The following is a 19535-nucleotide window of genomic DNA, read 5'->3' on the forward strand; positions in this document are numbered from 1 at the left end:
CGGGCACGTGCGACACTCTCACGGTCACCGCCCGGCTGACCGGGCGGTCCAGTACTCCGAGACAGGAGTGATTCAATCGACACGCCGCGCGGCGTATTGGATCCCCCGCTTTCGCGGGGAAAGACGTCGGTGGTTGGGGCCGCGGCGGAGCGCTCTCGCAGGTCCGCTTGCTTCCTACACTTCCCGGCGACTCAGAAACGCCAGTCGCTCGAACAGATGCACGTCCTGCTCGTTCTTGAGCAGCGCGCCGTGCAGCGGCGGGATCAGCTTGCGCGGGTCGCGCTCGCGCAGCTGTTCGGCGCTCATGTCTTCGTTGAGCAGCAGCTTGAGCCAGTCGAGCAGCTCCGAGGTCGACGGCTTCTTCTTCAGGCCGGGCACCTCGCGCACCTCGAAGAAGATGCGCAGCGCTTCCTCGACCAGGCGCTTCTTGATGCCGGGGAAGTGCACGTCGACGATGCGGCCCATCGTGTCGGCGTCGGGGAACTTGATGTAATGGAAGAAGCAGCGGCGGAGAAAAGCGTCCGGCAGCTCCTTCTCGTTATTGGAGGTGATCATCATGATCGGGCGCTGCTTCGCCTTGATCGTCTCGCCGGTCTCGTAGACATGGAATTCCATGCGGTCGAGCTCGAGCAGGAGGTCGTTCGGGAATTCGATGTCGGCCTTGTCGATCTCGTCGATCAGCAGCACCGGGCGCTGCTCGGCGGTGAAGGCTTCCCAGAGCTTGCCGCGCTTGATGTAGTTCTTGATGTCGGACACGCGGGCATCGCCGAGCTGGCTGTCGCGCAGGCGCGACACCGCGTCGTATTCGTAGAGGCCCTGCTGCGCCTTGGTGGTGGACTTGATGTGCCAGGTGAGCAGCGGCGCGTTCAGCGCTTTGGCCACTTCCTCCGCCAGCACCGTCTTGCCGGTGCCGGGCTCGCCCTTCACCAGGAGCGGGCGCTCCAGCACGATCGAGGCATTGACGGCGACCTTGAGGTCGTCGGTCGCAACATAGTCCTTGGTGCCGGTAAATTTCATCGCACGTCCTTGTTGGTCGTCGTCCCAGGGCAATGCCTTGGTCACGACAAGCGAACGGCCGCGCATGGCGGCCGTTCCTGGTTCGGTCAGGCTTTCAGACCCGTTTTATCAGCGAAAGGATGACGAGCACAATCACCGCACCGATCGTGGCGTCCACGATGGCGCCGATCGTGCCCGTTGCCAGCTGGATGTGGAGCTGGGGCAGCACCCAGCTTGCGACCAGGGCGCCAATGATGCCGACGACGATGTTGCCGACCAGCCCAAATCCCGCCCCGTGGACAATCTTGCCGGCAAGCCAGCCGGCGATCGCGCCAATGATGAGCGCTGCGACAATTCCCATTGCAAATGTCCCAAAACAACCCCGTATGGCCGCCAATTCTAGAGCAAAATGCCTCTCGGTCCAGTACGGAGCAGAGGCCTCCGCCCTTGACGTCAGCCACCCGACGGGCAATCTGTCACCCATGTTCCTGCAATTCTTCACCTCTCTGCGCGACGCGCAGGTCCCCGTGACGCTGCGCGAATACCTCACGCTGATGGAGGCGCTCGACGCTGATCTCGCCGACTACACGGTCGAGAACTTCTATTATCTGTCGCGCGCCTCGCTCGTGAAGGACGAGCGCAACCTCGACAAGTTCGACCGTGTCTTCGGCACGGTGTTCAAGGGCTTGGAAAATCTGCTCGACGCCATGGAGAAGGCGGAGATACCCGAGGAGTGGCTGAAGAAGCTCGCCGAGAAGTATCTCACCGAAGAAGAGAAGAAGCAGATCGAGGCCATGGGCTGGGACAAGCTCATGGAGACCTTGAAGAAGCGCCTCGAGGAGCAGAAGGGGCGCCACCAGGGCGGCTCGAAATGGATCGGCACCGCCGGCACCTCGCCGTTCGGCGCCCATGGCTACAATCCCGAGGGCGTCCGCATCGGCCAGGAGAAGAACCGCAACAACCGCGCGGTGAAGGTGTGGGACAAGCGCGAGTTCAAGGATCTCGACGGCAATGTCGAGCTCGGCATCCGCAACATCAAGGTGGCGCTGCGCCGTCTGCGCAAGTTCGCGCGCACCGGCGCGCCCGATGAGCTCGATCTCGACACCACGATCCGCGAGACCGCCAACCACGGCTATCTCGACGTGCACATGCGCCCCGAGCGGCGCAATGCGGTGAAGCTGCTGGTGTTCTTCGACATCGGCGGCTCGATGGACGCGCATATCGAGCAGGTCGAGGAGCTGTTCTCGGCGGCGAAGAGCGAGTTCAAGCACATGGAATATTTCTACTTCCACAACTGCCTCTATGAAGGCGTGTGGAAGCAGAACAAGCGCCGCTTCACCGACCGCACGCCGACCTGGGACGTGCTGCACAAATACCCGCACGACTACAAGGTCGTGTTCGTCGGCGACGCCTCGATGTCGCCTTACGAGATCATGGTGCCCGGCGGCTCGGTCGAGCACGTCAACGAGGAGCCGGGCTCGGTCTGGCTCGATCGCATCATCCGCACCTATCCGCATACGGTGTGGCTGAACCCGGTGCAGCAGAAGCACTGGGACTATTCGGAATCGACCACCATCATCAAGCGCATCTTTGCCAACCGGATGTATCCGATCACGATCGAAGGGCTGGAAGCCGCGATGAAGGAATTGACGCACTAGCTCCCGCCGTCATTCCGGGGCGCGGCGAAGTCGCGAACCCGGAATCCACCGGGCCGCAGCGCATTCAGAGAAATGGATTCCGGGTCGCGCTGCGCGCGCCCCGTAATGACAACAAGAGGGAGACCTATATGCCCCAGACCATCACCCGCGGCATCAAGGCGTTGATCGACGAGGCCAATGCCGAGATCGAGACGCTCTCGGCCAAGGACGCCATCGAGATATCCAAGAACGGCGACGTCGTCATCGTCGACATCCGCGATCCCCGCGAGATCGAGCGCGACGGCCGCATCCCGGGCGCGTTCGCGTGCACCCGCGGCATGCTCGAATTCTGGATCGATCCACAGAGTCCCTACGCCAAGCCGATCTTCCAGGAGGACAAGAAGTTCGTCTTCCACTGCGCCGGCGGCCTGCGCTCCGCGCTCGCAGCCAAGACCGCGCAGGACATGGGCCTCAAGCCTGTTGCCCACATCGCCGGCGGCTATGCGGCCTGGCGCGATGCCGGAGGGCCGACGGAGAAGTGGGAGCCGAAGAAGAAGGGGTGAGGTGAACACCCTCACCACGTGCTCCGTCATGCCCGGGCTTGACCCGGGCATCCACGTCTTCGCCGCAAGAAAGAGCGAGGATGGCCGGGACACGCCGGCCATGACGACTGAGACCATTGCCGGAGGACTCCAATGATCGCCCCCACCGACCCCCTCGTCTCCACCGAATGGCTCGCCGCCCACATCAACGATGGCAACGTCAAGATCCTCGACGCCAGCTTCAAGTTGCCGGGGGTCTTGCCGCTGCCGAAGGACGACTATCTCGCCGCGCATCTGCCGGGCGCGGTATTCTTCGACGTCGACGCGGTGTCGGATCATTCCAACCCGCTGCCGCACATGTTTCCGAGCGCCGAGCAGTTCGGCCGCGACGTCGGCAATCTCGGCATCTCCAACGCGGACACGGTCGTGCTCTACGACGCCGGCGGCTGGGTCGCGGCGCCCCGCGCGTGGTGGATGTTCCTGTCCTACGGCCACAGCAATGTGCGCATTCTCAATGGCGGATTGAAGAAGTGGCGCGCCGAGGGCCGCCCGGTCGAAAGCGGCGACGTGAAGCCGAAGCCGGCAACGTTCGAGGCGAGCTATGATTCAAAGCGCGTGCGCAGCATGCAGCAGCTGATCGCCAACGTGGAAAGCCGCGCCGAGCAGGTGATCGACGCGCGCGCCGCCGACCGCTTCGAGGGCCGCGCGCCTGAGCCGCGGCCGGGCATCCGCTCCGGCCACATCCCGGGCGCCCGCAACGTGCCCTACAATCTGCTGTTCGATGCCGCGACCGGCACCATGAAGCCCCTCGATGATCTCCGCGCGGCGTTCACGGGCGCCGGCGTCAAGCTCGATGCACCGATCGTGACGAGCTGCGGCTCCGGCGTTTCGGCCGGCGTGCTGACGCTCGCGCTCTATCGCCTCGGCATCACCGACACCGCGCTCTATGACGGCTCCTGGTCGGAATGGGGCCAGGCCGGCGGCCCGCCGATCGCGACCGGCCCGGCGTGAGGTCGATGGCGGTACGCCCTCGCCCTAAGGCGAAGAAGCGCGTTAACGCGAGCGCGCCGTTGTTGTCGTCGCGAAGGCCGGCTGCGGCTGACCGAACGGATCGAGCTGTTGCTGCAATTGCTGAGGCGGCGGACGTCGTACCACGCGAGGCCGCTTCTTCACCTTGGCCTTGGATTTGATCGCTTTGCTGTCAGGCTTGGCATCAACCTTGGCTTTCGCTGCTGTGTCCTTCACGGACGTCGCCGTCGGATCGTTCAGCGCCGATAGCTTCGTTGAAGTGTCCTCGAGCGCCGAGGAGGGGAGGGCGGCGCCCACCTGGGCAGGCGCCGACTCGGATGTGGCTGAGGCTGGCGCGGCCTGGGGGATCGAGGCCGTGGTGTCGTCTGGTGTGAGCGTATCGCGCGGTGTCGCCTCTGCGACCTCCGCGGCCGCTTCGGGCTCGACGGGCCGGATCGCAGCGACTTCGGTCGGCGTTGCAGTCATTTCGGGCTGCGGGTCCGGTTCGGGCGTCAGCGCGGCGACCTGCTCGGCCTCCTGGGCCGGCAGTCCGATCGTCGGTATCTGGTCGCGCAGCGATGGCTCCGGCGCGGCGGCTACGGGCTCGTCCGGCTCCGCTCGCAACACCGCGAGCACGGGCTGGGCCGGCTCGGGCGCCTGCGCAAACACCTGTTCCTGCGGACCGTTTCGCCAGGAGGGGTTGCTGACATACTGCTGATGGGTCGCCCGCAGCAGCGCGGCGGCCCCTAGGCCGAACACCAGGATGGAGGTTGACAGCAGGATCGCGGCAAACAGGAAGCGAAAGCCGGGAAGCATCGAGCGATTGCGAATTTCCGCCCCGGCGGCGACGTGGCCGGGACCCAAGAGCCATCTGAACGCGGTGACGGTACTGCTTGCCGCGTTCGCCGCATGGAATCGGAGCTAAAAAAGGTGGCGAATCAGGCGGATTCGACCATATCGCAACGTTTGCGCATCGTTCCGTGAAAAACGCCGCCGACCATCGCTTCAATGGACGGCACGACACGATTTCAGCCCCGTGATGCAACGGGGCAACGGTAGTATGGCGGATCACAAATCGGCAAATCCGGCGCAAATAAGCCTGATATGTCTTGAATGTGCCGCTATCTTCCGTCATCTGGCCGTTAACGGTCCGATCGGGCTTGGGGACTATACAAGAGCGATGATGATCAAACATTTTCTGACGATATGCGCTGCCGCAACAGTCGCTGCGGCGGGAACCTCGCTCGCTCAGGCTCAGAGCTATCCGGTTCAGCAGGTGCCGGGCTATGGAGCTCCGGCGGAATACCGCCCCGGCGATCGCGTGCCGAATTTCGACGCGCTGGACGAAGACGACGAAGCCATGCCGCAGGCATCGCTGCCGCCGCCCGGTCCGGCTGATGATCCGCGCTATGGCCGCCCGATGGGAGGTCCGCCAGTCTATTCGGCCGCTCCCCCGCAAGGGCCGGTTATGTCGCCGGATGATCCGCGTTATGGTCGTCCGGCTGGCGCCACGCCGGTCTACTCGGCGGCGCCGCCGCAGGGCCCCGTGATGTCACCCGACGATCCCCGTTATGGCCGGCCGGCCGATCCGCCGCCGGTGATCTATGCCAATCGCCCGGGTCAGCAGGCGCCCGGCAATGACGGACTGCGTCCGCCGGAGGCTGTTGGCGGTCCCGCCGCGACCGGGACGGTCCAGGCCGCGCAGCCGCCCGTCGGTGCCGATGGCCGGCCGATCACGCTGGCCGCGCTGCCGCCCGAGGAGCAGCCCGACGCCGCGCCGGTGCAGCTGCCGCCGAACCTGCGCCGCCAAGAGGTCGCGTTCCAGACCAAGGAGCCGGTCGGCACGCTCGTGGTCGATACCTCCAACACCTACCTCTATTACGTGCTCGGCAATGGGCGTGCGATCCGCTACGGCGTCCGCGTGGGTCGCGACGGCTTCACCTGGACCGGCGTGCAGAAGATCACCCGCAAGGCCGAGTGGCCGGATTGGCATCCGCCGACCGAGATGATCGAACGACAGCCTTACTTGCCGCGCTTCATGGCCGGCGGCCCCGGCAATCCGCTTGGCGCCCGTGCGATGTATCTCGGCTCGACCGTGTACCGCATTCACGGCACCAACCAGCCCTCGACCATCGGCAAGTTCGTCTCTTCCGGCTGCATCGGCATGCTCAACGAGGACGTCTCCGACCTGTTCGAGCGCGTCAAGGTCGGCACCCGCGTCGTGGTGCTGCCGGGCGGCCCGCCGCCGGGAACGGCGACCGCCTCTGCGGCGCCGACACCCGGCGCTGCCGCACCCGGTACTGCTGGTCCGGCGCCAATGTCGGCCCAGGCTGGTCCCGTCCCGGGCACCCAGCCGACCGTCGTGCCGCCGCTGCCTGCGCCGGTCACTGTGCGCTGATCCCTGCAAGAAGAGCTCGACTGCAATGGGCGTGCCTTGGCACGCCCATTGTCGTTTCAGGCCAGCTTGCGCGGCAGTTCGCCGCTCCTTGTGAAGGCATCGATCGCCTCCACCATCTGACCGTAATGAGCGCGCAATCCGTCCGAGGTGGCGTAGCCGAGATGCGGCGTCAGCACGAGGTTGTCGAGCTTGCGGAAAGGATGGTCGATCGGCAGCGGCTCGACCGCGAACACATCCAACCCCGCGCCCGCGATCTGCCGCTGCTGCAAGGCTTCCAGCAGCGCCTGCTCGTCCACGATCGGCCCGCGCGAGGTGTTGACGAGGAAGGCGGTCGGCTTCATCCGCGCGAGATCGGCGCGGCTGACGAGACCGCGCGAGCGCTCGCTCAGCACGACATGGATGGTGACGATGTCGGCCTTGGCGAAAAGCTCGTCCTTGCTGGCATAGCCAACGCCAACCTCCCCGCACTTCTCAGGCGTGAGGTTCGGGCTCCAGGCGATCACGTTCATGGCGAAAGCCTTCGCGATCCCGGCCATCTTGCTGCCGAGCTTGCCGAGCCCGACGATGCCGAGCGTCATCCCCTCGATCTCGATGCCGGCAAAGCTCTGCCAGGGCTCTCCGGCGTGCATGCGCGCGTTCTCGCGGCCGATGCCGCGCGTCAGTTCCAGAATCAGGCCCATGGCGAGCGGCGCCGTCGGATCGCGGGAATATTGCGTGCCGCCAACGGCAATGCCGCGCGCCTTGGCCGCCTGCATGTCGATCGCAGCGTTACGCATCCCCGAGGTCAGCAGCAGCTTCAGCTTCGGCAGGCCCTCGATGAGGCTCTTGGGAAATCCGGTGCGCTCGCGCATCGCGCAGATGATGTCGAAATCAGCCAACGCGCTGGCCGCCGCCTGCTCGGAGGCGAACGGGTGCCTGAACACCGTGACGTCGACCCGGTCGGACAGCTTCGACCAGTCGGCAACGTCGAGGGCGAGATTGAAATAGTCGTCGAGAATTGCACAGCGCAGCCGGCTCATCAGCGTTCATCCATGGCGAGAGGTGGGGGCGCTGGCGGGCGCCGTCTTCGGAACCTGGCCATGGTTGCGCGCAATCCAACCCGCACGCAAGCTGCTCGCGCCTTCAAAAATCCGATAGCGGAGAGCGGCTCAGAAGTTGCGTGGTTTCAGGCGGAGCGGCGCATCCATGCCGTGCTTGGCGCGCCAGGCCGGGCCCGGTCCGCGCATGTAGTGCAGCTCGGGCCGGTACGGGTTGAAGGCGGCGGCGAAGAAGCGCTTCCAGAAGCCCTGGATCTCCGAGAGGAACCCGGAGACGTGGCCGGCTTCTGCCGGAGCATGAAGAGAGCTGGTCTCGGTCAGAGACATGATGCGGCCTCGCTGTGCTCCCGTTCGTTCTGATCGGGTGGCGCTGTTTCCGCGCGAAACCGAGCTTTCAGCCTGATTTATTAAAAGATGGTTTCAATTGTCCGGATCAGCGGCGAGATGGTATCCGGACCGTATTCATCCGTGGTGAACGGACGGAAAACGTTGCCCTTTGGGGGCGGGATCGTTACATCGGCGGCAAGCAAATTTCCTCAAATCGAAGGTTTCACGGGACCGATGGCGCGCCAGTTCATCTATTTCATGCAGGGCCTGACCAAGAGCTACCCGACCCGGAAGGTGCTCGATAACATTCACCTGAGCTTCTACCCGGATGCCAAGATCGGCGTGCTCGGCGTCAACGGCTCGGGCAAGTCGACGCTGCTCAGGATCATGGCCGGCCTCGACAAGGAATACACCGGCGAAGCCTGGGTCGCCGAAGGCGCCCGCGTCGGTTACCTCGAACAGGAGCCGCAGCTCGATCCCAAGCTGTCGGTACGCGAGAACGTCATGCAGGGCGTCGCCAAGCAGAAGGCGATCCTCGACCGCTACAACGAACTGGCGGTCAACTATTCCGAGGAAACTGCCGACGAGATGACCAAGCTGCAGGACGAGATCGAGGCGCAGGGCCTCTGGGATCTCGACAGCAAGGTCGACCAGGCCATGGACGCGCTGCGCTGTCCGCCCGACGATGCCGACGTGGCCAAGCTTTCCGGCGGCGAGCGCCGCCGCGTCGCGCTTTGCAAGCTGCTGCTCGACCAGCCTGAACTGCTGCTGCTGGACGAGCCCACCAACCATCTCGACGCTGAATCCGTGTCGTGGCTGGAAGGCCATCTGCGCAACTATCCCGGCGCGATCCTGATCGTCACCCACGACCGCTACTTCCTCGACAACGTCACCGGCTGGATCCTCGAGCTCGACCGCGGCCGCGGCATTCCCTACGAGGGCAACTATTCGTCCTGGCTGGTGCAGAAGCAGAAGCGCCTCGAGCAGGAAGGCCGCGAGGACGCGGCGCACCAGAAGACGCTCGCCCGCGAGCAGGAATGGGTCGCGTCATCGCCGAAGGCGCGCCAGGCCAAGTCAAAAGCGCGCTACCAGCGCTATGAGGAGCTGCTCAAGAAGGCGAGCGAGAAGCAGACCCAGACCGCACAGATCATCATTCCGGTCGCCGAACGGCTCGGCGCCAACGTGGTCGATTTCGACGGCCTCAGCAAAGGCTTCGGCGATCGCCTGCTGATCGACAATCTCACCTTCAAGCTGCCGCCCGGCGGCATCGTTGGCGTGATCGGCCCCAACGGCGCCGGCAAGACCACGTTGTTCAGGATGATCACCGGCCAGGAGAAGCCGGACGCCGGGACCATCACGGTCGGCGAGACCGTGCATCTCGGCTACGTCGACCAGTCGCGCGATGCGCTCGACGGCAAGAAGACCGTGTGGGAGGAGATTTCCGGCGGCAACGAGCTGATCCTGCTCGGCAAGAAGGAAGTGAACTCGCGCGGCTATTGCTCGGCCTTCAACTTCAAGGGCGCGGACCAACAGAAGAAGGTCGGCGCGCTCTCCGGCGGCGAACGCAACCGCGTGCATCTCGCCAAGATGCTGAAGTCCGGCGCGAACGTGCTGCTGCTCGACGAGCCGACCAACGATCTCGACGTCGACACGCTGCGCGCGCTCGAAGAGGCGCTGGAGGATTTCGCCGGCTGCGCCGTCATCATCAGCCACGATCGCTGGTTCCTCGACCGCATCGCGACCCACATCCTGGCCTTCGAGGGCGACAGCCATGTCGAATGGTTCGAGGGCAACTTCCAGGACTACGAGAAGGACAAGATGCGCCGGCTCGGCCAGGACAGCATCATTCCGCACCGAGTGAAGTACAAGAAACTGACGCGGTGATCTCGGCATGATGCGGCGGACGTTCATCGCTGCTTTGATCTTGCTCACCTGCGGCTCGACGTCCGGCCGCGCCGCAGACGCTGGCTTCACGCAGTTCATCGCCTCGCTTTGGCCGGAAGCGCAGGCCGCAGGCGTCTCTCGCATGACGTTCGAGCGAGAGACGCGCGGGCTCGAGCCCGACTACAAGCTGCCGGACCTGCTTCTACCCGGGCGGCCCGCGACCGGCGCCCCGTCGCAGGCCGAGTTCGTCCAGGTGCCGGCGGACTACGTCAAGGAAGCCTCGATCGCGCGGCTCGCAGGCGAGGGGCAGCGGCTGCTGCAGAAATATCGCCCTGTGCTGACCGAGATCGAGAAGAACTCAGGCGTGCCGGCGACCGTGATGCTGGCGATCTGGGGCCGCGAGACCGATTACGGCCGCTACAGGCTGCCTTACGATCTCGTCCGGGTGCTGGCGACGCAGGCCTACGTCGGCCGGCGCAAGGATCAGTATCGCAACGAATTCATCCTCTCGCTCAAGCTTCTCGGCGAAGGCGTGGTGACGCGCAAGGACATGCGCTCATCGTGGGCCGGAGCCACCGGGCTCACGCAGTTCCTGCCCTCGGAGTATTACAAGCACGGCGTCGATTCCGATGGCGATGGCCGCATCGATATCTGGCGCTCCGTGCCGGATGCGCTGGCCTCCGCCGCGCAGCAGCTCGTCAACAAGGGCTGGCAGAGCGGCGTTCGCTGGGCCTATGAGGTGCAGGCTCCTGCGAAGGTTGATTGCACGATGGGCGTGCCCGAGGTGACGAAGCCGATCGGCCAATGGCTGCGCGAAGGCTTTGTTCCGGTGCGTGGCCAAAAACTCAGCGCGGCCGAGCAAGCGCAGCCGGCCTCGTTGCTCCAGCCCGAAGGCATCTACGGCCCGTCGTTCCTGACCACGAAGAATTACTTCGTCATCAAGGAATACAATTTCTCCGATCTCTACGTGCTGTTCGTCGGCCACCTCAGCGATCGCATGACGAGCCCGTTGCCTGTCGCGACACGTTGGTCGGCTTCCAGGCAGTTGCGCACCAAGGACGTCGAGATCATGCAGCGCGAGCTCACGCGGGTCGGGCTCTACAAGGACAAGATCGACGGCAAGGCCGGCATGCAGACCCGCGCCGCACTCGGCGCCTACCAGAAGTCGGCGGGTCTCAAGGTCGATTGCTGGCCGAGCGAAGAGGTGCTGCGCGCGGTCCAGGCGGCGCGATAGCAGAGGATCAAACGAAAAACCCGGCCGAGGTGCTCGGCCGGGCTTCAATCGCGGCGCGAATGCGCGCGCCGATCAGATCAGTAGCAGACGCGGACCGGGCGAACGACCCAGCCATAACCGTCCCAATAGCGCTGGCGCTGCCAATAGCAGGGCGGGGGCGGCGGGCCAGGCTCGGCCACGTAAACGGGACCGCCATAGGCGGGACGGCTCGACGCGATCGCGCCGCCGACGATGGCGCCGCCGATCAGGCCGGCCGCGATGCCGGCGCCGATGCCGTCATGGGCCTTCGCGGACGGAGTGGCGGTCACCAGCGAACCGGCGACCGTCGCAACCGTCAGGACGGCAACTAGTGTCTTCTTCATGCTCAAGGCTCTCCTGGGAGATGGGCTCCCCTTGTTAGGGGCGCTCGGGTTTCAAAGGTTCACGCAGACGCGGATGGAATTGGCCGTGCAGCTAGGAAGCGCGCAATTGGTCAATCCACGGTAAACGCGCACGGAGCTGTGACGAGAAAAAGCGGTCTTTTTCAGGCTTCCAGATGAACGGTGCATCCATGCCGAGGTGGGCTCCAGCGCCTCAACGGCAGACTCTGACGCGGCGGGCGCGCCAAGCATAGCCGTCCCAGAAGCGCTGCTTCTGCCAAATGCAGCGACCGCCGTAATAGTCGTCGACGACGTAGGCGGGGGCGGGCGCGTAATAGCGGGGCGGGTAGTAGCCCGGCTCGTAATAGCCCGGTCCAGGTCCGTAATAATACGGAGATGCCAGCGCGCCGCCGACGATGGCGCCGCCGATGATCCCGGCCGCCACGCCCGCAGCGACGCCGCGCTGCGCCTGGGCCGGTGTGCCGGCCGTGAGGGCCAGGGTGGCGACGGCAACCACCGCCAGGAGTGGCTTCTTCATGAGCTTGACCTTTCGCACAAATTACGCGGGAACTCTTTGGGAACAGAGTTCCACATTTCGATTGAATGATCAATGAACGGCACCCCTGCCGGGGACGACCAACCGGCACGGGCCGAAGCTCCGACAACGAGGCGAGAATGAGCAAGGCGATGATCAATGCACTGATTGGCGCCGGGGTCGTTTTCGCGATCGGCTACGGTTGGATCACACACCTCCAAAATCGCGCCCGGCGGTCCCGTGTGACAGCGGGGAGCGATGGCGGGAGTGGCGGCAGCACCTATGCCGGAATAAGCGACGGCTCCTCCCTGAGAGACTTGTTTTCCGGCACCGGGTCGGGGAACTCGGCTGACACTGGCAGCTGCTCCAGTGGCGAGGGCGGCAGCAGCGGAGGCGATTGTGGAGGTGGCGGAGACGGCGGCGGCGGTGGCGGCGGTGACTAGATCCGCTCTAATCTTGATGCAGCGCAACGCTCTGCTTTGGAGCCGATCTAGGCTGCGTCCGGGCTAGTTTGGAATAGCTTCAAATACCGGTTTTTCCTTTTGCATCCGGCCGGCCCGTTAAATATCGATGATGACGCATCACCGAAGGGCGTGCCGCTTCCATGATCGTTTGTTCCTGTAACGTGCTGAGCGATGACGACATCCGCGCTGCCGTCGCCGAGTCCGACGATGCCGTGCGCCATGCCAAGCAGGTCTACGGATGTCTCGGCTGTAGCGCTGAATGCGGCCGGTGTGCCCGGACTATCAAGACCATCATCGATGAAGCGCTTGGACCCTGCGCCGATTCATGCTGCGCCGGCTGCCCCCATAGCCACGCCGTGGCCGCCAATGACGAGACGGCCGAGCCCGCCGAGTTTGCCCTCGCGGCCTGCTGAAAGCTTCAGCATCCTCCCCAGCGTTTTCCCCGGCTGCGTCTCCGTAGCCGGTTGCCCCGGTCTACGAACTCATTTAGAAGCGTTCTAAATACGGTTACGGCCGATTTGGACTGCAAGACTGGAGTGAACCATGCAGGGCGACGCAAAAGTCATCGACTATCTCAACAAGGCGCTGCGTCACGAACTGACTGCGATCAATCAGTACTGGCTGCACTACCGCTTTCTCGACAATTGGGGCCTGCTGGACATGGCGAAGGTCTGGCGCAAGGAGTCCATCGAGGAGATGGAGCATGCCGACAAGCTCACCGCGCGCATCCTGTTCCTCGACGGCTTTCCGAACATGCAGGTGCTTGATCCCCTGCGCATCGGCCAGAACGTCAAGGAGATCATCGAGTGCGACCTCGCTGCCGAGATGAGCGCGCGTGCGCTCTACCAGGAGGCGGCGACCTACTGTCACGGCGCCAAGGACTACGTCACGCGTGACCTGTTCGAGAAGCTGATGAGCGACGAGGAGCACCACATCGATTTCCTCGAGACCCAGCTCGATCTGATCGGCCGCATCGGTCTGGAGCTCTACACCCAGAAGCATGTCGGCGGCCTCGAGGGGGAGGGGCACTAAGCTCCTCTCGCTTCATCGTCATGGCCAGGCCTGACCTGGCCATTGCTGCCTCAAGACGGCGTGTCTGGAAAGCTGCCCGGCTACAACTGCGTCTTGTAAAGCTCTTCCACGGCCTGCTGACTCTGCGGCTCGCCCAGGCCCGTCTGGTCGTGAATGACCTCGACAATGCTCGGCATCACCGAGCGTTGCACCTTCTCGGGCGACCAAAGCTTCGAGCGCATCAGCGCCTTGCCGCAATGGAAATAGACTTCGCTGACGGCGACGTTCAGCACGGCGCGCGGCGGCTTCCCGAACTCCACCATCGTGGCGAGCAGATCCGGATCGGCCGACAGCGTGCCGCGTCCGCCGACGCGCAGCGTCTCGTCGATGCCGGGAACGAAGAACAGCAGATGCACGAAGCCCGAGCCTTCGACGACGTTCCGAAAACTGTCGATCCGGTTGTTGCCGGAGCGGTCGGGCATCAACAGCCGGTTGGGGCCGGCGACGCGGACGAAGCCGATGCTGCCGCCGCGCGGAGAGGCATCCACGCTGCCGTCCGCGCCTGATGTCGCGAGCACGCAGAATGGCGACATCTCGATGAACTTCCTCGCATGCGCATCGATGGCGGGACGCGCCTTCGCGATCACGCGCGGAGTCGGCTTGGCATAGATGGCGGCGAGGTCTTTGGCGCTAAGATCGGTCAACGGCATGGCTCCGCTATAGCTTGGCATCAGGCTACCCGATCAAGCCGCGCCAGCCAACGAAATCCATCGTGCTAAACTGCATCAGCCGGCACGAAGCAGCTGATGATGACGGCGCCGCGGTGATGGACGTACCACACCACGGCTTGGCCGACCGGATTGCCGCGATTGCGGATGATGGCGCGTTCCGGGACCTCCGTCCATTGTCCCTCGATCGGCACCCAATAAGCGCCGTTGCGCACGTCGTATTCGGTGCGATGGCCATCGGAGATGTCGCAGCAGGGAACCCCGTTCGGCGCGATCACACTCTTGAACCAGGCGCGGATGTCGGGCGGGACGTGGTCGTACTGGCCGTTGTCGCGCGCGAACGCGGTGTTCGTCAGCATCGTCGCAGCCAACCAGACGCACAGAGCCAGCCTGTGCATGCGATCCTCCTCATCGCGTCTCGATTCGTGTCGTTGATGCGATTAAGCCCGAGCTGCCATCACAATGCATGCTCAAATAATATGCGGCGGCAAGGCGCGCATGATGCGATGCGAAATCAAGCCGTGCCCGCGTGAAGCTCAGGGGCGCCACCGAACTTAACAGGCGTGCGGGCGAGGATGTAGGATTTCGTCGCCGCCGTTCGTCGTTGAGGAAAGATCCGGAGAGATTGCATGTGCCGCAACATCAAGACGCTGTTTAACTTCGAGCCACCGGCTACCGAGGACGAGATCCACGCCAGCGCGCTGCAGTTCGTGCGAAAGCTGTCGGGCTTCAACAAGCCGTCACAGGCCAATGAGGAGGTGTTCGAACGCGCCGTGGCGGAAGTCTCGGACGCCGCGCGAAGACTCCTGACGTCGCTGCATACGCACGCGCCGGCGCGCGACCGGGAGGTCGAGGCGGAGAAGGCGAAGGAGCGCTCGCGGCTGCGGTTCGGTTAGCTCTCCCCTGGAGGCTATTGCGTGATCTGGCTCACGGAAGAGGTCGCCTGATCGCGCGAGGATGCTCGCCGGGCTTTTGGCAACCCGGAGCACGAACATGAGCCGCCCTCTTCTTCCTCTGAAAGCAGGCGCCGTCGCCTTCACGGTGCTGTGGACCGCCTGGATGATGTGGTGGAGCGGCTCATACAGCAGCGTCAACCTCGTCATCCTGACGCTGCTCGGCACGATGGTCGGCTATCTCTGGTATCGCGCCATGCGCTGGCAGTTCGAGCGCATGGGCATGCTGCCGCGCAAGGATGATCCGTCCGGGGCGTCTTGACTGCTGCGCGCGTTCTGGCGCCCGGCTAATCCTTGCCGTGTTTCTTCTTTCTCTTCCTTTTCTTGTGCTCACCGCTTTCGCCGTCATCGCTCTCGTGATCGGCGACCGGCTCATCAACTTCCCGCACGGCGGCCTCGAGCGCGTCGCGCTCGGCGGCTTCGCGCTCGCGCTGGCGGCGACGTTCGTCCCAGGCATCGAAGAGCTGCTCGAGCCACGGCAGCACCTGCTCGATCGACGGCAGCTGACCGGGGGGACCTGGTTCGCCGCGCGGTCCTTGCGGGCCTGCCGGGCCCTGAGGTCCGGCGGGTCCCTGCGGCCCGGCCGGCCCGCGCGGGCCGGCTTCGCCCTGCTTGCCTTGGGGGCCGGGCTTGCCGGGCGGGCCCGCCTTCCCGACCGGACCCGGCTTGCCCTGCGGTCCCGGCTTGCCGCGCGCGCCGTCGGGCCCGCGCCGGCCGGGATGACCTTGCGGCCCCGGCCGTCCCGGTTCTCCTTGTCGCCCGCGAGGGCCCTGAGGTCCCGGCCGTCGTCCCTGATCGTCTGCCACGCCGCTGCTCCCTTCACCGAAGCAAGCTACTTAGCGGCGTTTGACGACAGCAGCAATTCTTCCCGTGCATCGCGGGACGCCGTCCACGTCGAAGCACGCGACCCTCGCTCTAGTCCTGGCAGGCGGGCACGTCGATGCCGGAAGCGGCATAGAGCCGGATCTTGTTGCGCAGCGTGCGTACCGACAGGCCGAGCACGCGCGAAGCGCGGGTGCGGTTGCCGTCGCAGCGCGCCAATGTCTGCAGCACGAGCTCGCGCTCGACCTCGTCGACGGTCGCGCCGATCAGCAGCGGAACGACCTGGTTGGGGGCAAGAAACTGTGCGGCCGATTCGGACGCAGCGACATGAACAGTGGTCATCAACACACTCCCCGATCAACGCCCGCTCCCATCGTCGGAAGCGGATCGAGAACAAACGACCCCCAAGCCGTAGATCTACGGTGGTCGCGTTTGGTTAATGAAAGGTTAATCGCAGGGCGCCGCAGCAAATTGACCTTGAGAATGCCAAGATGCGGCCGCGATTCCCGCGGGCGGGAGATGTCTTCCCTCACACCGTCCGATATCCGCCGTCCACCATCACGATCGTGCCCGTGACATAGGCGGACATGTCCGAGGCCAGGAAGATCGCGGGTCCCACGATGTCCTCGGGCTTGCCGGTGCGCGCCAGCGGGGTGTGATCGAGGAAGGCCTGCACCAGCGCCGGATTGGTCGCGCGCACATTGGCGTTGATGTTGGTCTCGATGAAGCCGGGGCCGATTGCGTTGACGCGCACGCCTTCCTTGCCGAGTTCGGCCGCGAGCGCCTTGGTGAAGCCGAGCACGCCGTGTTTCGATGTGGTGTAGGCCGCCGAGCTCGGCGTGCGCAGATGCACGAAGGACTGGATCGAGCCGATGTTGACGATGCGCCCCTTGCTGGCGCGCAAGGGCGCGAGGAACGCCTGCGTCATGTTGAAGACGCCGTTGAGGTTGAGCGAGATGATGTCGTTCCAGTCCTTTGCCACCGTCTCGGTCTCTGCGGTGAAGGCATTGCGGCGGGTGATGCCGGCGTTGTTGACGAGGATCGAGACCTGCCCGACCTTGCCCTCGACCTGCTTGGCCAGCGCGAAGCAATCCTCGCGCCGGGTCACGTCGAGCGCGAAGCTCTCGGCCTTGCCGCCGGCTTTGCGGATCTCCTGCGCGGCCTCTGCGACGGTGTCGGCGTTGACGTCGAGCAGCACGACCTGCGCGCCTTCCCGCGCGTAGCCGGCAGCGATCGCCCGGCCGATGCCGGAGCCGGCACCCGTGACGACGGCGATGTGGTTTGCGAGCTGCGCCATGACATATTCCTCCCGGTTTCTTTTCGAAGTGCCACGAAAAGCTAACTCGAAATTAAGGGGTCGGAAACGGTGGCCTTGGCATACTGATTCTGATTGCTAAACGTTGCGCGCATGATGGAACGGCTCGACCCCTGGAAACTCGCCCTCGAACGATTGCGGTCGGCGCACTCGCCCGACTGGGCCGAGGCCGGCCGGCTGGTGGCCGAGATCGCGCGGATGAGCAGCGATGTCACGCTGCGCCAGGCCGCCGAGCAGGCCCTCCCGGTGCTGCGCCAGGCGGTGGACAACGAAGATCATAGCGTGGCGCTGGCGGCGCAGCGCCGCCTCGGCGTGGTGATCGAGGTCGTCCACGATCTGACCGCGCCGCGCTTTGGTCGCCGCAATGCGATGCCGAAGAAGCTGTCGAGCGAGGATCGCGCCCGCAAGATGCTCGGCCTGCCGCTCGCCGTGCAGCTCACATGCGAGGACATCAACCAGGCCTATCGCCGCGCCGCCAAGGGCATGCATCCCGATCACGGCGGCAGCGCGCAAGCCTTCATCGACCTCGCCGCCGCGCGCGATATCCTGATCCATCCCGGCGCGCACAAGGACGCGTGAGCGCGCATCAGCCCGCGATCACGCAACACAAACAAAACCGGGCAAGGACGGATGCCCGTCCTTGCCCGGCTCTTCGTCCGCCGATCGAATGGTTACCAGGTGCAGCTGCCGCTCTTCAGCGCGGCATCCTTCAGCACGAGAGCGTCGATGAAGGTCGGCACGCTGGCGCTGGCGCGGTGATAGCCGGCCGGCCACGGCGTGGTCGGGATGCTCTCGTCCCATATCTGGCAGAAGCCGCTGTCCTGCCAGCGGATCAGGTGATAGCCGGCTTCGGCCGGGCTCGCGGCGACGAACGCAGTGACGGCCAGGCCGGCGGCAGCGCACAGCACGGAAATACGACGCATGATCAGCTCCTCGAAATGAATGATGTGATGCGCCTCCCGGCAATGCGGGGAGGGCTGGCGCGGGACGCTTCTGGGCAGGCGCCCCGGACAAGATGTGAGTAGTTCCGCGGCCGGGACAGGTTCAAAGCGGGCGCGCGAAACGCGGGATCATGGCTGGAAAATGCGGGGCCGCGTCCGCAACGAGAAAGGGCGGATCGCGCCCGCGACCCGCCCTTCGAATGCGATCTGCCGCGTCCGGCTCAGAGCGTGCACTTGCGCTCGGCGCGCATCTTGATCTGGAGGTCGGAGGCCTGCTGGAAGGTGGGGAACGACTTGCTGACGACCTTGTAGGTGGAGACGCCGATCTGGAGCGGCTTGTACTGCAGGTCCTCGTTCCAGACCTGGCAGATGCCGGTGTTGTCCCAGCGGATCACGTAATAGCCGACCTTCGCCGAGGCCGGCACGGCGAACACGGAACTGGCGATGCCGGCAACGGCACAGAGGGCGAGAACGCGACGCATGAAATATCTCCTGGTGGGGAATGTGATCCAAAAACTCGTGCGGTAAAAGCCAAGCCTTGGCAAGCCGGGGAGCCGCCGCTCACGGACATGTCAGGTGCGCACGAGGCATTTGGTTCGGCCGCGTGCCCGGCAGGCCACACGCTCACCCCGCCAGCGACGCCACCGCTTCGATCTCGATCAGCATCTCCGGCCTGGGCAACGCCTGCACCACGCAGGTGGTGCGCGCCGGATAGGGCGGCGGGCCGAAGGCGCCGGCATAGAGCGCGTTCATGGCGGCCACATCGCCGGCGCGGGTCAGCAGCACGTTGACCTTGACGAGGTCGCGGAACGTTGCGCCCGCCTCGCCCAGCACGCGGCGGATGTTGACGACGACATTGGCGAACTGCGCCTCGAAGCCGTCGGGCAGCGCGCCCGATGCATCGAAGCCGGGAATGCCGGAGACGAACAGGAGATCGCCGACGCGCGTCGCAAAGGACAGCGGCGGCGCCTGGACGTGCGGCGGGGGCGCGAAATGCTGGATCGGCATGGGATCACCTCGATTGCGGTCGCTGACGCGTGAGCGTAGCGGCAGACGGCGGCCTCTCAAAACGAAAATGCGAAAACAACCCCATGCACAGTAGGCGCCGCACGGAAATCATTGATGTTTTCCAGAATTCGTGAAAGTCGAAGCGTTCGCTTGCGCCGTCGGGCAAAACAGGGGCAGAATGGCATGCTGGCGACGGTCGGTGCGCGGCCCAAGACTCCGCCGTCATGCCCCGGCCTGGCCGGGGCATCCAGTGCGCCGCGTCTGACATGGCGAGAGTGACTTCCAAACGCGGACCTCTGGAATACCGGATCGCCCGGTTAAACCTGGCGATGACAC

26 protein-coding genes are annotated in these 19535 nt (G+C 64.9%); 11 read left to right on the plus strand and 15 right to left on the minus strand.

The annotated features are described in order from the left end of the window. Positions 1 to 174: 174 nt before the first annotated feature. Together K408_RS0115470 and K408_RS0115475 are read right to left on the minus strand one after the other, a co-directional pair. The gene (locus K408_RS0115470) at positions 175 to 1017 is read right to left on the minus strand and encodes an AAA family ATPase (protein WP_024339458.1); all 843 of its coding nucleotides are present in this window, start codon (positions 1015 to 1017) and stop codon (positions 175 to 177) included. Positions 1018 to 1111: 94 nt separating this feature from the next. After that, positions 1112 to 1357 carry a GlsB/YeaQ/YmgE family stress response membrane protein gene (locus tag K408_RS0115475; RefSeq protein WP_024339459.1) on the minus strand — a complete coding sequence of 82 codons (246 nt, stop codon included), beginning with the start codon at positions 1355 to 1357 and terminating at the stop codon, positions 1112 to 1114. 121 nt (positions 1358 to 1478) lie between these two features. On the opposite strand from K408_RS0115475, the gene K408_RS0115480 reads away from it, so the two are divergent. From K408_RS0115480 to sseA, 3 genes are all read left to right on the plus strand, one after another. Beyond that, positions 1479 to 2654, plus strand: coding sequence for a vWA domain-containing protein (locus K408_RS0115480; protein WP_024339460.1), 1176 nt, complete (start codon positions 1479 to 1481; stop codon positions 2652 to 2654). Positions 2655 to 2782: 128 nt separating this feature from the next. Then, positions 2783 to 3196: a rhodanese-like domain-containing protein gene (locus K408_RS0115485; protein ID WP_024339461.1), complete on the plus strand. Its 414-nt coding sequence runs from the start codon at positions 2783 to 2785 to the stop codon at positions 3194 to 3196. Positions 3197 to 3328: 132 nt separating this feature from the next. Beyond that, the gene (sseA, locus tag K408_RS0115495; protein ID WP_024339462.1) at positions 3329 to 4186 is read left to right on the plus strand and encodes a 3-mercaptopyruvate sulfurtransferase; all 858 of its coding nucleotides are present in this window, start codon (positions 3329 to 3331) and stop codon (positions 4184 to 4186) included. A gap of 42 nt (positions 4187 to 4228) precedes the next feature. Here sseA and K408_RS0115500 read toward each other — a convergent pair whose 3' ends face one another. After that, positions 4229 to 4999 carry a hypothetical protein gene (locus K408_RS0115500; RefSeq protein WP_024339463.1) on the minus strand — a complete coding sequence of 257 codons (771 nt, stop codon included), beginning with the start codon at positions 4997 to 4999 and terminating at the stop codon, positions 4229 to 4231. 367 nt (positions 5000 to 5366) lie between these two features. Between K408_RS0115500 and K408_RS0115505 the strand changes: the two genes are divergently transcribed. Then, positions 5367 to 6581: a L,D-transpeptidase gene (locus K408_RS0115505; protein ID WP_035698168.1), complete on the plus strand. Its 1215-nt coding sequence runs from the start codon at positions 5367 to 5369 to the stop codon at positions 6579 to 6581. 56 nt (positions 6582 to 6637) lie between these two features. Here the strand turns inward: K408_RS0115505 and K408_RS0115510 are convergent, their stop codons facing one another. Both K408_RS0115510 and K408_RS0115515 read right to left on the minus strand, forming a co-directional pair. Further along, complete coding sequence (locus K408_RS0115510; RefSeq protein WP_024339465.1) at positions 6638 to 7600, minus strand: D-2-hydroxyacid dehydrogenase family protein; 963 nt, start codon at positions 7598 to 7600, stop codon at positions 6638 to 6640. 129 nt (positions 7601 to 7729) lie between these two features. Then, positions 7730 to 7945, minus strand: a complete 216-nt coding sequence (locus K408_RS0115515; RefSeq protein ID WP_024339466.1) for a hypothetical protein — start codon at positions 7943 to 7945, stop codon at positions 7730 to 7732. A gap of 234 nt (positions 7946 to 8179) precedes the next feature. Here K408_RS0115515 and ettA point away from each other — a divergent pair, with 234 nt between their 5' ends. Together ettA and K408_RS0115525 are read left to right on the plus strand one after the other, a co-directional pair. Further along, positions 8180 to 9829: an energy-dependent translational throttle protein EttA gene (ettA, locus tag K408_RS0115520; RefSeq protein WP_024339467.1), complete on the plus strand. Its 1650-nt coding sequence runs from the start codon at positions 8180 to 8182 to the stop codon at positions 9827 to 9829. Positions 9830 to 9836: 7 nt separating this feature from the next. After that, positions 9837 to 11063: a lytic murein transglycosylase gene (locus K408_RS0115525; RefSeq protein WP_024339468.1), complete on the plus strand. Its 1227-nt coding sequence runs from the start codon at positions 9837 to 9839 to the stop codon at positions 11061 to 11063. 77 nt (positions 11064 to 11140) lie between these two features. On the opposite strand, the gene K408_RS0115530 is transcribed toward K408_RS0115525, so the two are convergent. Further along, positions 11141 to 11425 (minus strand): hypothetical protein, encoded by a 285-nt coding sequence (locus K408_RS0115530; protein WP_024339469.1) that lies wholly within the window; start codon positions 11423 to 11425, stop codon positions 11141 to 11143. A gap of 211 nt (positions 11426 to 11636) precedes the next feature. Further along, positions 11637 to 11960, minus strand: a complete 324-nt coding sequence (locus tag K408_RS0115540) for a hypothetical protein (protein ID WP_024339470.1) — start codon at positions 11958 to 11960, stop codon at positions 11637 to 11639. 601 nt (positions 11961 to 12561) lie between these two features. Here K408_RS0115540 and K408_RS0115545 point away from each other — a divergent pair. Then, positions 12562 to 12834 (plus strand): (2Fe-2S)-binding protein, encoded by a 273-nt coding sequence (locus K408_RS0115545; protein ID WP_024339471.1) that lies wholly within the window; start codon positions 12562 to 12564, stop codon positions 12832 to 12834. 130 nt (positions 12835 to 12964) lie between these two features. Further along, the gene (gene bfr, locus K408_RS0115550; RefSeq protein WP_024339472.1) at positions 12965 to 13453 is read left to right on the plus strand and encodes a bacterioferritin; all 489 of its coding nucleotides are present in this window, start codon (positions 12965 to 12967) and stop codon (positions 13451 to 13453) included. Between the two features lie 80 nt (positions 13454 to 13533). Here bfr and K408_RS0115555 read toward each other — a convergent pair whose 3' ends face one another. After that, on the minus strand, positions 13534 to 14136 hold the full coding sequence (locus tag K408_RS0115555; RefSeq protein ID WP_024339473.1) for an MSMEG_1061 family FMN-dependent PPOX-type flavoprotein: 603 nt from the start codon (positions 14134 to 14136) through the stop codon (positions 13534 to 13536). Between the two features lie 71 nt (positions 14137 to 14207). Further along, positions 14208 to 14558, minus strand: coding sequence for a hypothetical protein (locus K408_RS0115560; RefSeq protein ID WP_024339474.1), 351 nt, complete (start codon positions 14556 to 14558; stop codon positions 14208 to 14210). Positions 14559 to 14789: 231 nt separating this feature from the next. Between K408_RS0115560 and K408_RS0115565 the strand changes: the two genes are divergently transcribed. Then, positions 14790 to 15056: a DUF2277 domain-containing protein gene (locus tag K408_RS0115565; protein ID WP_024339475.1), complete on the plus strand. Its 267-nt coding sequence runs from the start codon at positions 14790 to 14792 to the stop codon at positions 15054 to 15056. A gap of 97 nt (positions 15057 to 15153) precedes the next feature. Next, positions 15154 to 15375 carry a hypothetical protein gene (locus tag K408_RS0115570; RefSeq protein ID WP_024339476.1) on the plus strand — a complete coding sequence of 74 codons (222 nt, stop codon included), beginning with the start codon at positions 15154 to 15156 and terminating at the stop codon, positions 15373 to 15375. Positions 15376 to 15400: 25 nt separating this feature from the next. Here K408_RS0115570 and K408_RS0115575 read toward each other — a convergent pair whose 3' ends face one another. From K408_RS0115575 to K408_RS0115585, 3 genes are all read right to left on the minus strand, one after another. Next, positions 15401 to 15919 carry a collagen-like domain-containing protein gene (locus K408_RS0115575; protein WP_024339477.1) on the minus strand — a complete coding sequence of 173 codons (519 nt, stop codon included), beginning with the start codon at positions 15917 to 15919 and terminating at the stop codon, positions 15401 to 15403. A gap of 109 nt (positions 15920 to 16028) precedes the next feature. Continuing rightward, on the minus strand, positions 16029 to 16277 hold the full coding sequence (locus tag K408_RS0115580) for a helix-turn-helix domain-containing protein (protein WP_024339478.1): 249 nt from the start codon (positions 16275 to 16277) through the stop codon (positions 16029 to 16031). Positions 16278 to 16464: 187 nt separating this feature from the next. Further along, positions 16465 to 17232 (minus strand): SDR family NAD(P)-dependent oxidoreductase, encoded by a 768-nt coding sequence (locus tag K408_RS0115585; RefSeq protein ID WP_024339479.1) that lies wholly within the window; start codon positions 17230 to 17232, stop codon positions 16465 to 16467. Positions 17233 to 17343: 111 nt separating this feature from the next. Here K408_RS0115585 and K408_RS0115590 point away from each other — a divergent pair, with 111 nt between their 5' ends. Beyond that, positions 17344 to 17829 (plus strand): molecular chaperone DnaJ, encoded by a 486-nt coding sequence (locus tag K408_RS0115590; RefSeq protein ID WP_024339480.1) that lies wholly within the window; start codon positions 17344 to 17346, stop codon positions 17827 to 17829. Positions 17830 to 17921: 92 nt separating this feature from the next. On the opposite strand, the gene K408_RS0115595 is transcribed toward K408_RS0115590, so the two are convergent. The 3 genes from K408_RS0115595 to K408_RS0115605 all read right to left on the minus strand — a co-directional run bounded on the left by K408_RS0115595 (position 17922) and on the right by K408_RS0115605 (position 19199). After that, positions 17922 to 18173, minus strand: a complete 252-nt coding sequence (locus K408_RS0115595) for a hypothetical protein (RefSeq protein ID WP_024339481.1) — start codon at positions 18171 to 18173, stop codon at positions 17922 to 17924. Positions 18174 to 18412: 239 nt separating this feature from the next. Continuing rightward, positions 18413 to 18673, minus strand: a complete 261-nt coding sequence (locus tag K408_RS42745; RefSeq protein ID WP_024339482.1) for a hypothetical protein — start codon at positions 18671 to 18673, stop codon at positions 18413 to 18415. A gap of 142 nt (positions 18674 to 18815) precedes the next feature. After that, positions 18816 to 19199, minus strand: coding sequence for a RidA family protein (locus tag K408_RS0115605; protein WP_024339483.1), 384 nt, complete (start codon positions 19197 to 19199; stop codon positions 18816 to 18818). Positions 19200 to 19535: the final 336 nt, after the last annotated feature.

This window comes from Bradyrhizobium sp. in8p8, assembly GCF_000426845.1.
GTDB lineage: Bacteria > Pseudomonadota > Alphaproteobacteria > Rhizobiales > Xanthobacteraceae > Bradyrhizobium > Bradyrhizobium japonicum_C.